Source organism: Cellulomonas sp. 73-92, assembly GCF_001898175.1.
Lineage (GTDB): Bacteria > Actinomycetota > Actinomycetes > Actinomycetales > Cellulomonadaceae > Cellulomonas.
The window spans coordinates 145415-158717 of the sequence record NZ_MKTH01000013.1 but is presented as its reverse complement, the minus strand read 5'-3'; the positions used below and the strand labels follow the sequence as shown (position 1 = coordinate 158717).

The 13303-nt window shown below is 74.0% G+C and carries 13 protein-coding genes; 12 read left to right on the top strand and 1 reads right to left on the bottom strand.

What is annotated here, in order from left to right; translation table 11 throughout:
- The 7 genes from BGO37_RS07420 to BGO37_RS07390 all read left to right on the top strand — a co-directional run bounded on the left by BGO37_RS07420 (nucleotide 1) and on the right by BGO37_RS07390 (nucleotide 8824).
- Nucleotides 1-1017 (top strand): ABC transporter permease, encoded by a 1017-nt coding sequence (locus BGO37_RS07420; RefSeq protein WP_291753581.1) that lies wholly within the window; start codon nucleotides 1-3, stop codon nucleotides 1015-1017.
- The gene (locus BGO37_RS07415; protein ID WP_291753579.1) at nucleotides 1014-2126 is read left to right on the top strand and encodes an ABC transporter ATP-binding protein; all 1113 of its coding nucleotides are present in this window, start codon (nucleotides 1014-1016) and stop codon (nucleotides 2124-2126) included. Before BGO37_RS07420 ends, BGO37_RS07415 begins: the two co-directional genes overlap by 4 nt.
- A 21-nt stretch (nucleotides 2127-2147) precedes the next feature.
- Nucleotides 2148-3191, top strand: a complete 1044-nt coding sequence (locus BGO37_RS07410; protein ID WP_291753577.1) for an alkaline phosphatase family protein — start codon at nucleotides 2148-2150, stop codon at nucleotides 3189-3191.
- A gap of 87 nt (nucleotides 3192-3278) precedes the next feature.
- Complete coding sequence (topA, locus tag BGO37_RS07405; RefSeq protein WP_291753576.1) at nucleotides 3279-5963, top strand: type I DNA topoisomerase; 2685 nt, start codon at nucleotides 3279-3281, stop codon at nucleotides 5961-5963.
- 79 nt (nucleotides 5964-6042) lie between these two features.
- On the top strand, nucleotides 6043-7050 hold the full coding sequence (locus tag BGO37_RS07400) for a Gfo/Idh/MocA family oxidoreductase (protein WP_291753574.1): 1008 nt from the start codon (nucleotides 6043-6045) through the stop codon (nucleotides 7048-7050).
- A gap of 29 nt (nucleotides 7051-7079) precedes the next feature.
- Nucleotides 7080-7691: a dTMP kinase gene (tmk, locus tag BGO37_RS07395; protein ID WP_291753572.1), complete on the top strand. Its 612-nt coding sequence runs from the start codon at nucleotides 7080-7082 to the stop codon at nucleotides 7689-7691.
- Entirely contained in the window at nucleotides 7688-8824 is a 1137-nt protein-coding gene (locus BGO37_RS07390; RefSeq protein WP_291753570.1) for a DNA polymerase III subunit delta', read from the top strand. The genes tmk and BGO37_RS07390 overlap by 4 nt, the downstream gene beginning before the upstream one ends.
- A gap of 98 nt (nucleotides 8825-8922) precedes the next feature.
- Here BGO37_RS07390 and BGO37_RS07385 read toward each other — a convergent pair whose 3' ends face one another.
- Entirely contained in the window at nucleotides 8923-9435 is a 513-nt protein-coding gene (locus BGO37_RS07385; protein WP_291753568.1) for a hypothetical protein, read from the bottom strand.
- 155 nt (nucleotides 9436-9590) lie between these two features.
- On the opposite strand from BGO37_RS07385, the gene BGO37_RS07380 reads away from it, so the two are divergent.
- From BGO37_RS07380 to BGO37_RS07360, 5 genes are all read left to right on the top strand, one after another.
- Nucleotides 9591-9899: a helix-turn-helix transcriptional regulator gene (locus BGO37_RS07380; protein WP_291753566.1), complete on the top strand. Its 309-nt coding sequence runs from the start codon at nucleotides 9591-9593 to the stop codon at nucleotides 9897-9899.
- The gene (locus BGO37_RS07375; protein ID WP_291753565.1) at nucleotides 9896-10390 is read left to right on the top strand and encodes an SRPBCC family protein; all 495 of its coding nucleotides are present in this window, start codon (nucleotides 9896-9898) and stop codon (nucleotides 10388-10390) included. Before BGO37_RS07380 ends, BGO37_RS07375 begins: the two co-directional genes overlap by 4 nt.
- A 250-nt stretch (nucleotides 10391-10640) precedes the next feature.
- The gene (locus tag BGO37_RS07370; RefSeq protein ID WP_291753563.1) at nucleotides 10641-11015 is read left to right on the top strand and encodes a PH domain-containing protein; all 375 of its coding nucleotides are present in this window, start codon (nucleotides 10641-10643) and stop codon (nucleotides 11013-11015) included.
- A gap of 261 nt (nucleotides 11016-11276) precedes the next feature.
- The gene (locus BGO37_RS07365; RefSeq protein WP_291753561.1) at nucleotides 11277-11549 is read left to right on the top strand and encodes a hypothetical protein; all 273 of its coding nucleotides are present in this window, start codon (nucleotides 11277-11279) and stop codon (nucleotides 11547-11549) included.
- Between the two features lie 314 nt (nucleotides 11550-11863).
- Nucleotides 11864-13279, top strand: a complete 1416-nt coding sequence (locus BGO37_RS07360; protein ID WP_291753559.1) for an HNH endonuclease signature motif containing protein — start codon at nucleotides 11864-11866, stop codon at nucleotides 13277-13279.
- The last annotated feature ends 24 nt before the right edge of the window (nucleotides 13280-13303 follow it).

Genomic DNA, 13303 nt, shown 5'->3' with positions numbered 1-13303 from the left:
ATGTCCAACGTCCCTGTCGACACCGCGCTGGAGGTCACGCCCGCGGCCGCGCCCATCGTGGTGCGCGCCGGCGCGAAGCCGCGCCGGCGGTTCGTCTTCGTCCGCAACGGCAAGTCCGTCACCGGGCTGGCCATCCTCGGCGTCTTCGTCGTGCTCGCCGTGGTCGGGCCCTGGATCGCGCCGTACGACCCGTCCAAGGTCGGGGTGGGCACGCTGCTGGCGCACCCCAGCGCCCAGCACCTGCTCGGCACCGACCACATCGGCCGCGACGTGTTCAGCCAGCTGCTGGTCGGCACGCGCGGCGTCATGGTCGTCGGCGTCCTCGCCGCCGTCATCGCGACCCTGCTCGCCATCGCGGTCGGCGTCACCGCCGGCTTCCTCGGCGGCGCGGGCGACGAGGTGCTCTCGGCGGTGTCGAACATCTTCCTGGTGATCCCGGCGCTGCCGCTGATCATCCTGGTGGCGGCGGCCGTCCGGAGCACGAGCAACCTGACGATCGCGCTGGTCCTGGCGGGCACCGGGTGGGCCTGGGGGGCCCGCCTGCTGCGCGCGCAGACGCTCTCGCTGCGACGCCGTGACTTCGTGGAGGCCGCCCGCGCGTCGGGCGAGCGCACGTGGCGCATCGTGTGGTTCGAGACGCTGCCGAACCTCACCGCGATCATCGCCTCGTCGTTCATCTCGACGATGACGTTCGCCGTGCTGTCCCAGACGACGCTGGCGTTCATCGGCGTCGCCAACGTCAACGACTGGAGCTGGGGCACGGTCCTCTACTGGGCCCAGGGCAACCAGGCGCTGGCGCGCGGCGCGTGGTGGTGGTTCGTCCCCGCCGGGGTGCTCATCGCCGTCCTCGGCATGGCCCTGTCCCTGGTGAACTTCGGCATCGACGAGTTCGTCAACCCCCGGCTGCGACTCGCCGGCCTCAAGCCCCGCGAGATGCGCAAGCGCGGGATCCGCCCCCGGATCGGGTTCACCGCCACGGTCCGCGACCTGCCGCGCCGCCCGGAGGCCACCCGATGAGCATCGCCGACGACCTCGACCGCTACGCGCCGGACGCGGTGCGGGCCCGCGCCGCCCGGCGGCCCGTCCTCGAGATCAAGGGCCTGGCGGTCGACTACGGCTACGGGGACACCCGGGTGCACGCCCTGCGCGGCGTGGACCTGACGCTGCACGAGGGCGAGGTGCTCGGGCTGGCCGGCGAGTCCGGCTGCGGCAAGTCGACGCTCGTGTACGCGGCCACGCGCCTGCTGGCGCCGCCCGGGCTCATCGCGTCGGGCGAGGTGCTGTACCACCCGGTGGCGGGCGACCCGGTGGACATCCTGCGGCAGTCGGACGACGAGCTGCGGGCGTCCCGGTGGGAGGACACGGCCCTGGTGTTCCAGGGCGCCATGAACTCCCTCAACCCCGTGTACCGGGTGGGCCGCCAGCTGACGGACACCATCGCGGCGCACCGGCCGTCGTCGACGAAGGCCGAGCGGGAGGAGCGGGCGCGCGAGCTGCTGACGATGGTCGGCATCTCGCCGGAGCGGATCCGCTCGTTCCCGCACCAGCTGTCCGGCGGCATGCGGCAGCGCGTGATGATCGCGATGGCCCTGGCCCTCGAGCCGCGGGTGCTCATCATGGACGAGCCGACCACAGCGCTGGACGTCGTCATGCAGCGGCAGATCCTCGAGCAGATCATGGAGCTGCGGGACCGGCTCGGCTTCGCCGTCGTCTTCATCACGCACGACGTGTCGCTGCTCATCGAGATCGCCGACCGCATCGCGATCATGTACGCGGGCGAGATCGTCGAGGACGCCGCCGCGGACGACGTCTACCGCCGCCCGCGGCACCCCTACTCGGAGGGGCTGCTGCACTCGTTCCCGCCGCTGCACGGGCCGCGCCGCGAGCTCGGCGGCATCCCGGGGTCGCCGCCGGACATGGGGCACCTGCCGGCCGGGTGCCCGTTCGCGGACCGCTGCGGGTTCGTGTTCGACGCCTGCCGTTCGATCCACCCGACGCTGGTGCGCCCGGCGGTGCCCGGCGACGACGCGTCGCGCCTGGTCGCCTGCCTGCGCCACGACCGCGCCGCGCTGGCGGAGGCGGGGATGCCCGCGGTGGAGGTGCCGGGGGCGCTCGCCGTTCGCTGATGACCCGCGCAGAGTGGGTCCGTGCGACGCGTGATCTCGTCCGCGGCGACGGTCGTCGCCGTCGTGGCGCTGCTGGCCGCCTGCGGAGCGCCGGCGCCCGCACCGGGCGTCCCGACGAGCGTGCCGACGAGCGTGCCGACGAGCGCGGGCCCGGCGAGCGGAGGCCCGGCGAGCGGAGGCCCGGCGAGCGGAGGCCCGGCGAGCGCGGGCGCGCCGACCGCTCCGGCGGCCGGGGCAGCCACGGCGAGCGCCGCCGCGGTCCCCGTGTCGGCGGCGCACCCGTGCGTCGGCGCTCCCGCGCCGGCCGCATGGCGGCACGTCATCTGGATCTGGTTCGAGAACAAGGCGTCGGTGGTCGGCTCGTCGTCGGCCCCGTACCTCACCGGCCTGGCGAGGGCCTGCGCCGGCGCGACGGACGACCACGGCGTCGCGCACCCCTCGCTGCCGAACTACCTCGCCGCGACGTCGGGCTCGACGCACGGCGTCACCGACGACGCGGGGCCCTCGACGCACCCGGTCCCGGGACCGTCGCTGTTCTCCCAGGTGTCGGCGGCGGGCCTCTCGTGGCGGGCGTACGTCGAGGGGATGCCGGCGCCCTGCTCGTCGGCCTCCGCGGGCGAGTACGCGGTGAAGCACAACCCGGCGGCCTACTACACGGACCTCCGCGCGGACTGCCGGCGCTGGGACGTCGGGCTCGAGGCGCTGAGCGCCGACCTGGCGACCGGGGACCTGCCTGCCTTCGCCTTCGTCACCCCGAACCTGTGCCACGACATGCACGACTGCCCGGTCGCGACCGGCGACGCCTGGCTGCGCGGCATGCTGCCGGCGCTGCTGGGGAGCGCGGCGTACGCGCAGGGCGACACCGCGGTCTTCGTCACGTGGGACGAGGACGACGGCTCGCACGCCAACACGGTCCCGCTCCTGGTCATCGCGCCGTCGGTGGTGCCCGGCACGACGATCGGCCGGCGCCTGGACCACTACGCGCTGCTGCGCACCACGGAGCAGATGCTCGGCCTCCCGCCGCTGGGGGACGCCGCGTCCGCCGCCGTCATCCCCGGGCTGTGAGGCACGGTCCCTGGACGTCGGGCTTGACGAAGCGTCGTAGAGTCCCCAGGGCAACGGACGGTCACCTCGGAATCAGCAGTGGGAGCCATGGCACGCAAGCTCGTCATCGTGGAGTCGCCCGCCAAGGCGCGCACGATCTCCGGCTACCTCGGCGCCGACTACGACGTCGAGGCGTCGGTCGGTCACATCCGCGACCTCCCCCAGCCGTCCGAGTTGCCCGCGGACATGAAGAAGGGGCCGTTCGGCAAGTTCGCGGTCAACGTCGACGAGGGCTTCCAGCCGTACTACGTGGTCGACGCCGACAAGAAGAAGAAGGTCGCCGAGCTCAAGCGGCTGCTCAAGGAGTCCGACGAGCTCTACCTCGCCACCGACGAGGACCGTGAGGGGGAGGCGATCGCCTGGCACCTGCTCGAGGAGCTCAAGCCCAAGGTGCCGGTCAAGCGCATGGTGTTCCACGAGATCACCCGCGAGGCCATCCAGCGGGCGCTGACGAGCACCCGTGAGCTCGACGACCGCCTCGTCGACGCCCAGGAGACCCGTCGCATCCTCGACCGGCTGTACGGCTACGAGGTGTCGCCGGTGCTCTGGCGCAAGGTGCGCCCGGGCCTGTCGGCCGGCCGCGTCCAGTCGGTGGCCACCCGGCTCGTCGTCGAGCGCGAGCGCGAGCGGATGGCGTTCCGCTCCGCCGAGTACTGGGACGTCACCGGCACCTTCCGGGTGGCGGACCTGGCTGAGCCGGCGTTCCAGGCGCGGCTGACGGCGCTCGACGGACGGCGCGTCGCCACCGGCCGCGACTTCGACGACCGGGGCCAGCTGAAGGGCGATGCGGCGCACCTGGACGGCGACGCGGCGACGGCCCTGGCCGCGGCGCTGGCAGGCGCCGCCTTCGTCGTGCAGAGCCTGGAGACGAAGCCCTACACGCGCCGCCCGGCGCCGCCGTTCACCACGTCGACGCTCCAGCAGGAGGCCGGCCGCAAGCTGCGGATGAGCGCGCGCGCGACGATGCGCACGGCCCAGACGCTGTACGAGAACGGCTACATCACCTACATGCGCACCGACTCGCCGGTGCTCTCGACCCAGGCGATCGACGCGGCGCGCCGGCAGGCCGCCGAGCTGTACGGGGCCGAGTACGTGCCGGAGCACGCGCGCGTCTACACGGCCAAGGCCAAGGGCGCGCAGGAGGCGCACGAGGCGATCCGGCCCGCCGGCGACCACTTCCGCACGCCGGCGCAGGTGGCGCGCGAGATCTCGGGCGACCAGTTCCGGCTCTACGAGCTCATCTGGAAGCGCACGGTCGCCTCGCAGATGGCGGACGCCGCCGGCCAGACCGCCTCGGTCCGGCTCGCCGCGACCGCCGGAGGCCGGGAGGCCGTGTTCGCCGCGTCCGGCACCGTCATCACGTTCCGCGGGTTCCTGGCGGCCTACGAGGAGGGCCAGGACACCGCGCGGTACGACGACGAGGCGGGCTCCTCGTCCGACGAGCGCCGGCTGCCCGTCATGGCCGCCGGTGACCCGCTGACGGGCGCCGACCTGGCCGCCGACGGCCACGCGACCACGCCGCCGCCGCGCTACACCGAGGCGGCCCTGGTCAAGGCGCTCGAGGAGCGCGGGATCGGCCGCCCGTCGACGTACGCGGCGACCATCTCCACCATCCAGGACCGCGGCTACGTGACGAGCCGCGGGCAGGCGCTGGTCCCGACGTGGCTGGCGTTCGCCGTCACGCGGCTGCTCGAGGAGAACTTCGACCGGCTCGTCGACTACTCGTTCACCGCGGAGATGGAGGAGGACCTCGACGAGATCGCGGCGGGCCAGCGGGACCGCGTCGACTGGCTCACCGAGTTCTACTTCGGCGACCGGTCCGACTCGCGCGCCACCGGCGGGCTGCGGGGCCTGGTGGACAACCTGGGCGACATCGACGCGCGGGACGTCAACTCGATCGAGGTGGCGGACGGCATCACGCTGCGCGTCGGCCGGTACGGGCCCTACCTCGAGGGCGCCGAGGGCGAGCGGGCGTCGGTGCCCGAGGACCTGGCGCCCGACGAGCTGACGGCCGAGCGGGCGCGCGAGCTGCTCGCCGCGGAGCCCGAGGGCGACCGCGTGCTCGGCACCGACCCGGCGACGGGCACCCCGATCGTCGTGAGGAACGGGCGCTACGGGCCGTACGTCACCGAGCAGCTGCCCGAGCCCGAGCTCGACCCGGGCCTGTCGGCGGCCGCCCGCAAGAAGGCCCTCGCCGCGGCGCCGAAGCCGCGCACGGCCTCGCTGTTCAAGTCGATGACGGTCGACTCGGTCAGCCTCGACGACGCGCTCAGGCTGTTCTCGCTGCCTCGGGTGGTGGGGGTGGACCCGGCGTCGGGCGAGGAGATCACGGCGCAGAACGGCCGCTACGGGCCGTACCTGAAGAAGGGCACCGACTCCCGCACCCTGCCGAGCGAGGAGGCCCTGTTCGACGTGACGCTCGAGCAGGCGCTCGAGATCTACGCCCAGCCGAAGTACGGGCGCGGCCGGGCCGCCGCGGCGCCGCCGCTCGCGGAGCTGGGCGACGACCCCGAGACCGGGCGGCCCATCGTCGTCAAGGACGGCCGCTTCGGCCTCTACGTCACCGACGGGATCACCAACCGCACCCTGCCGAAGGACGTGACGGCCGAGACGGTGACGCGCGAGCAGGCGGTCGAGCTGCTCGCCGCGAAGCGGGCCGCCGGTCCGGCGCCGAAGCGATCGGGTGGTCGTTCGTCGGGCGCGCGGACGACGAAGGCGCGCGCCAGGTCCTGACGCGCCCGGCGGCGAGCCCGACCGACGCGGCCTCGGCCTCGTCCGGCCCCGGCTGCTCCGGGCCACTAGGTTGAGTCCCATGTCACGCACCCCGGACCCCCGCACCGCACCGCCGATCCGCTGGGGGATCCTCGGCGCGGGCAACATCGCCGCCCACTTCGCGCAGACCGTCTCGGCGGGCACCCGCGCCCAGGTCGTCGCCGTCGGCTCGCGCAACCGTGACCGGGCCGAGCGGTTCGCCACGGCCCACGGCATCCCGACCACCCACGTCGGCTACCGCGACCTCGTCGAGGACCCGCAGGTCGACGCCATCTACGTCGCCACCCCGCACTCCGAGCACGCCGAGCACGCGCTCCTGGCGATCGGCGCCGGCAAGCACGTGCTCGTCGAGAAGGCGTTCACGCGCAACGTCGTCGAGGCGGAGCAGGTGTTCGCGGCGGCCCGGCAGGCCGGCGTCTTCGTCATGGAGGCGATGTGGACCCGCTTCCTGCCGCACGTCGCCGCGCTGCACCAGGTGATCGACGCCGGCGAGATCGGCGACGTCGTCAACATCCGGGCCGACCACGGCCAGGCCTTCGCGTTCGACCCGAAGAGCCGGCTGTTCGCGCCGGGCCTCGCCGGCGGCGCGCTGCTGGACCTCGGCGTCTACACCGTGTCCTGGGCGCTGGACTTCCTCGGGGTGCCCGACGAGGTCCGCGCCCTGGGCCAGCTGACGGAGACCGGCGTGGACGGGCAGGTCTCGATGGCGCTGCGCTACGGCGACCGCGCGCAGGCGGACCTGTCGACGACCCTGTGGGCCAAGACGCCGACGACGTCGGCCATCTCCGGCACCGAGGGCCTCATCACCGTGGACGGCGACTTCTACGAGCCGACGAGCTTCACCGTGCGGCGCCGCGACGGGCGCTCCTGGCGGTTCGAGCAGCCGATGGCGCGCACCTTCGCGCACCAGGCGGCCGAGGTCGCGCGCCGGGTGGCCGAGGGGGCCACGCAGAGCCCGCTCATGCCGTGGGAGGGCACGCTGGCCGTGCTGCGGGTGATGGACGAGGTGCGCCGCCAGGTCGGGGTCGTCTACCCCGGCGAGGAGTGAGTGTCGGGACCCACGGCTACCCTGACGCCGTGACCGGGCTGTTCGTCTCCTTCGAGGGCGGTGACGGCGCGGGCAAGTCCACGCAGATCCGGCTCCTCGCGCAGTGGCTGGAGGCCGCCGGGCACCGGGTGGTCCTGACGTACGAGCCCGGCGACACACCGCTCGGCAAGCTCCTGCGCGACGCGGTGCTGCACGGCGACCACATGGGGCCCCGTGCGGAGGCGCTGGTCTACGCGGCCGACCGGGCGCACCACGTCGACACGCTGGTGCGCCCGGCGCTGGAGCGGGGGGAGGTCGTCCTCACCGACCGGTACCTGGACTCGTCGGTCGCCTACCAGGGCGTCGGGCGGGGGCTGGGGGCCCAGGACGTCGAGCGGCTGTCGCTGTGGGCCACCGAGGGGCTGCTGCCGGCGCTGACGGTGCTGCTCGACATCGACCCGGTGGCCGGGCTCGCCCGGATGACGGGCGAGCCGGATCGGCTGGAGCGCGCGGGCGACGAGTTCCACCGGCGCACGCGCCAGGCGTTCCTCGACCGCGCGGCGGAGGACCCCGGGCGCTGGCTGGTGCTGGATGCGACCGCTCCGCCCGACGATCTGGCCGCCGCGATCCGCGCGCGCGTGGCGGGGCTGCTGGGCCGATGAGCGTCTGGGACGAGGTCGTCGGGCAGGAGCCGGCCGTCGCCGTGCTCGCGCACGCCGCCACGCACCGGGACGCCATGACGCACGCGTGGCTGCTCACCGGCCCGCCGGGCTCGGGCCGCTCGGTGGCGGCGCGGGCGTTCGCGGCGGCGCTGCAGTGCCCGGAGGGCGGCTGCGGCCACTGCCACCAGTGCACGACGACGCTGGGTGGCACCCATCCGGACGTCACCGTGGTGGCCACGGAGGGGGTGTTCATCCGCGTGGAGCTCGCCCGCTCGCTCGTCGGGCTCGCCGCGCGGGCGCCGTCGCAGGGCCGGTGGCGCGTGATCCTCGTCGAGGACGCCGACCGGTTCACCGACGAGGCGGCGGACTCCCTGCTCAAGGCCGTGGAGGAGCCCGCCGAGCGCACGGTGTGGGTGCTGTGCGCCCCGAGCGCCGCGGACGTCATCGTCACCATCCGCTCCCGCTGCCGCGCGGTGGCGCTGCGGGTGCCGCCGGTCGAGGCCGTGGCCGAGCTGCTGGTGCGGCGGGACGGCGTCGACCCGCACGCCGCGCTGGTGGCGGCGCGGGCCGCCAGCAGCCACGTCGGGGTGGCCCGCCGGCTCGCACGCGACCCGGAGGCCCGGGCCCGCCGGGCGGAGGTGCTCGCCATCGCCGGGCGCGTGCGGGGGGTGGGCGACGCGGTGCTCGCCGCCGGCAGCCTCGTCGAGACGGCGCAGGCCGACGCCAAGGCGGCGACCGCGGAGCGCGACGCCACCGAGCGTGCGGCACTGCTCCGGTCGCTCGGCGCCGAGGGCCTCGCGACGCTGCCGCCGGCGGTCCGCTCCCAGGTCAAGCAGCTGGAGGACGACCAGAAGCGCCGTGCCACCCGCGCGCAGCGGGACGTGCTCGACCGGGCGATGCTCGACCTGCTGTCGCTGTACCGCGACGTGCTCGTCGTCCAGCTGGGGGCGGCCGTCGACCTGGTGAACGCGGAGCAGGACTCGATGGTGCGCGAGCTGGCGGCCGGCTCGACGCCCGAGCAGACGCTGCGCCGGATGGATGCCGTCGGCGTGGCCCGGACGCGGCTGGCGGGGAACGTCGCACCGCTGCTCGCGGTAGAGGCCATGGCGATCGCGCTGCGGCCGCAGGCGTAGCCGGCCGGCGCCGCCGTGCCGGCGCGGGGCGTCAGCGGCTGGCTCTCTGCCCGGCTTGGGGCGGGGACGACGGCGGCGGCCAGGACCGCTGCCGCGCCTCAGCGTGGGGCGAGGGCGGCCGGCTCGGGGCGGGCGCCCGCGTGCTCGGCGGCCCGGCGGGCCAGGAGGAAGAGGGCGACGACGTAGCTCGTCAGCGCGATCGCCCACAGGGCGGCCATGAGCAGCGAGCTGAGGTCGGCGCCGTAGTTGACGAAGCTGGCACCGTTGAACCCCGCACCGACGATCGCGAACGCCCCGACGGCCGTCAGGACGGTGTGCGCGCGGATCCCCGTGCGGCGCGTGGTGATGAGGGCGGCGACAGCGCCGACGACGAGCAGCAGCCCGAGCATGACGTGCGCGGCCACCCAGCCGGGACCGTGAGGGAGCGCCCAGCCGATGGCCGCGACGACCCCGGAGAAGTACTCGCGCGCGTGGGCGCCGGGGTGCTCGTCGGGGATCTTCACGAACAGGTTGGTCACCATGCCGAGCAGGAACTGCACGACGAGCGTCAGGCAGAGGGCGAGGTCGATCCTCAGCGACCGTCGCAGGGTCGCCGCGCTCACGTCGTCCATGGGGTCCTCCGTGTCGTCCGACGGGCGTGCCCGAGGAGCAGCGCGTCCAGGCTCGCACGGCTCGGCCGTCGCCGCCGAGCGCGAGACGGACCACGGTCCCCGGGCGGGCACCCACCGCTTGCCTCCCGACGAACATCGGTGTCTACTTATCATTCGTGACGACGAATACTGAGGCGGCCTGGACGGCGGTGGCCGATCCCAGCCGTCGGCGCATCCTCGAGCGGCTGGCGCAGCGCCCGCGGACGGTCGCCGAGCTCACCCGGGAGCTGGACCTGAGCCAGCCCGCGATCTCCCAGCACCTCAAGGTGCTGCGGGCGGCGGACATCGTCGCCTACACCGCCGACGGCGCCCGCCACGTCTACGAGGTGCGCCCGGACGGCCTCGCCGCCCTGCGGGACGACCTCGACCGGTTCTGGCGCACGGCGCTCGGCAACTTCCGGCGCATCACGGAGGAGGAGAGATGACCGACACGACGGCCGCGACGGCGGTCCACCACGAGATCACCGTGGACGTGCCGCAGGCGCGGGCGTTCGCCCTGTTCACCGAGCGGTTCGACGACGTCAAGCCGCGCAGCCACACGCTGCTCGAGGGGCTCGAGCGCAGCGTCCTCGAGCCCTTCGTCGGCGGCCGGCTGTACGACCTGGGCGTGGACGGCTCGACGCTCGTCTGGGGCACGGTCGTGGCCTGCGAGCCGCCCGCCCGGCTCGTCTTCTCGTGGCAGCTCACGCCGCAGTTCCAGGTCGAGGCCGATCCGTCCAGGTTCAGCGAGGTCGAGGTGCGCTTCGTCGCCGACGGACCGGGCCGCACGCGCGTGGAGCTCGATCACCGCTACCTCGACCGCCACGGCGACGGCTGGGAGTCCGAGCGCGACGCCGTCGACCACGACGCGGGATGGCCGCTGTACCTGGCGAGGTTCGCGACGGTCGCCGCGGGTCGAGCGGTCGACGCCGGGTAGCGCCACGAGGCGGGCCGGCGTGCCTGCTCGGGCGCCTGACGGCGACATGTGCCGTCCCCCGCCGGGGCGGCTGACGGCGACGCGGCTCGCGGCCGGCGGCCTGCGGGACTTCCTTGGACCTCTCGCCGGTGGTGTCACGGGCCGGTAGCTTCGTCTGCCGGGGCGGTAGGTCCCTCAACCACGACGCGATCGCTGCCGAAGGGGTGGTGCCCGCCGATGGTCGTCGGGCATCCGAGCAAGGGGGCTCCGCATGATCGACTTCCAGAACGCCTCGTACGTCAAGCTCTCGCCGTGGGACCCGGCCGACGCGATCAGGGCGCTCGACGGCATCCTCATCGCCGGCGAGCAGGTGCACCTGGCGTTCAAGGGCATCCGTGACTCGGTGACGTTCACGAGCAAGCGGATCGTCGCGCTGAACGTGCAGGGCATGACCGGCAAGAAGAAGGACTTCACCTCGCTGCCCTACGCGCGCATCCAGGCGTTCTCGGTGGAGACGGCGGGCGTGCTCGACCTCGACTCCGAGCTCGAGCTCTGGTTCTCGGGCCTGGGCAAGGTCAAGCTGGAGTTCGCCGGGCACGTCGACATCCGGTCCTTGGGGTACCTGATCGCGGACAAGGTGCTGTGAACCGCGCCGCCCCCCGGTAGCCATGAGGGTTCTACGTCCACGGCCGGTGCCCTCTGTCCCGCCCGGAAAGAGACGGCGGCGAACCTCAGCGCCAGGCCGCCGGTCCGCGGTATTATGGCGCTCGTGGCGCGAACTCGTTCGCTCACGGCCGCAGCGGTCGTCCTTGTGACAGCTACCCTCGCCGGCTGCGGTAGCACAGCACCTGGGCAGGTCGCCGCCCAGGACGCGTGCAGGACCTACGCCAACACGACCCGTGGCCCGGTGCCGGAAACGCCGGCGCTGCCGAGCGGCTGGTGGACGACGGCCGCTGGGGTGGAGGCGGTGCGCGCGAAGGCCCAGTCGGACGCCCTGCGGGCCACCAGCGCCGACGCGAGATGGCAGACGCTCCAGAACGACATCCAGGACGCGTACAGCCTGGTTCGCATGGGCGCGGCAACGAGCAACGAGCGGTTGACGGCGTACTTCGCGGCGGACCGGCGGGTCCAGGCCGACTGCCAAGCCGCCGGGCAGGACATCGGCGACCTCACGCCGTGACCCGAAGCAGCTTCAACGCACTCCGACGAACGCATCGACTCGCCGCGCCAGGCGCTCATTCGTCAGACAATCGACAAGCCCCGATGGCTGCAGGGGGGCGCGGTCACCGCAGCGCTGGCGCCATCTTCGCCTTCGGCGAAAATACGAACATACGTACGACGACGCCTAGCCGTTGTCAGACCCGGCTAGTAGCATTGTTCCAGGTCAGACGCCGAATCGGTGTCTTGGGGGCGATGGGGGGCGCGGCCGTGGAGCACAGCTCGCAACCAATCGCTACCGCCCTGCGCAACGCCGTCGACGCTGTGGTCGAGGCAGTGGAGACGCTCCCGGTCGCGCCCTTGGCGGCCGCCGAGTCCCAGGAGCTGTTGCTGGCGATCCTCGCGCAGGCGAGCAGGCTGACGGTCGTCGGTGCCCGGTTGTCGACCGAGGTGGACGGCGAGGGTCTGTGGGCCACCGAGGGGGCGCGGTCGTTCGCGGCGTGGGTGGCGTCCCGGACGGGGATGTCGTTCGCCAAGGCGCGATCCCTGGTGGCTACCGGCCGGGCCCTGCGCGACCACCTGCCCGCCACCGAAGCCGCCGGCCTGGCCGGGGCGATGAGTGCCGAGCAGGTGCAGACGATGGCCACGGTGGTCGCCACGAGCGAGGCGCGCGTGGCGGCCTTGGCGGCCCCGGCCGAGGAGTGCGGGGAGGAGTTCCTCGTGCAGCACGCCGCGACGGAGGGGGCCGAGGGGTTCCGCCGGGTGGCGCGTCGATGGGCCGCGGCGGCCGACCCCGCAGCCGACGAGCGTGGCTACCGCGACGCCTGCGACCGGGAGTTCCTGGCGCTGTCGCCCACGACGGGCGGCTTCCACCTGGCGGCGTTCCTGACCACGGAGCACGGCGCCGGCCTGGGCGCGGCCCTGGACGCCGTGATGGTCCCGCCGGCCGCCGGGGATGCGCGGACCACGCAGCAGCGCCGCGCCCAGGCGCTCGCCGATCTGGCGCGCCTGAGCCTGGACCACGGCCTGGTCGGCACGGGTGCGGCGGTCCGCCCCCACCTAGCGGTGGTCGTCGACTTCGACACCCTGCGCCGTACGGTCGAAGGCCCGGCGGCCGACGAACCCGCGGCAAGCCGCGCGCCGAGGACCGGCGAGCCGGGCTACGCCCGCGAGGTGGCCGGTCGCGGTGACCACGCGCGGCTCGCGGACCGCGGCCACGACCCGCGGGGGGCCGATCGCGGGCACGGCGACGACGAACCGACGGAGATTCCGTTCGACTCCGCATTCCGGGCGCCCGCCGGGTCAGGCTGCCTCTTCCGGCTGACGCCGGTGGCCGACGTCGAACGGTTCGCCGTGGCCGAGGTGCTGGGCGCCGGGCCGATCCCCGCCAGCGTGCTGGCCCGGCTGGCCTGCGACTCCGAGATCAGCCGGATCGTGTTCGGACCCGACAGCCAGGTCATCAACGTCGGCCGCTCCGAGCGGACGTTCGCCGGGCCACGACGCAAGGCGGTCATCGCCCGCGACGGGCACTGCCGCTATCCCGGCTGCACCGCGCCACCCGCGTTGGGGGAGATCCACCACATCGACGAGTGGGTCAAGGATCACGGCGACACCGACATCAACATGGGCATCCTGCTGTGCTGGTACCACCACGACCTGATCCACCGCCTGCACATCCAGATCCGCCCGTCACCTGGCGGCGGCTGGCTCTTCCTGACCCGCCACGGCCAACCCGTCACCCACGCCGCCTGACGGCGAGGCGCCGCGCGCCCCACG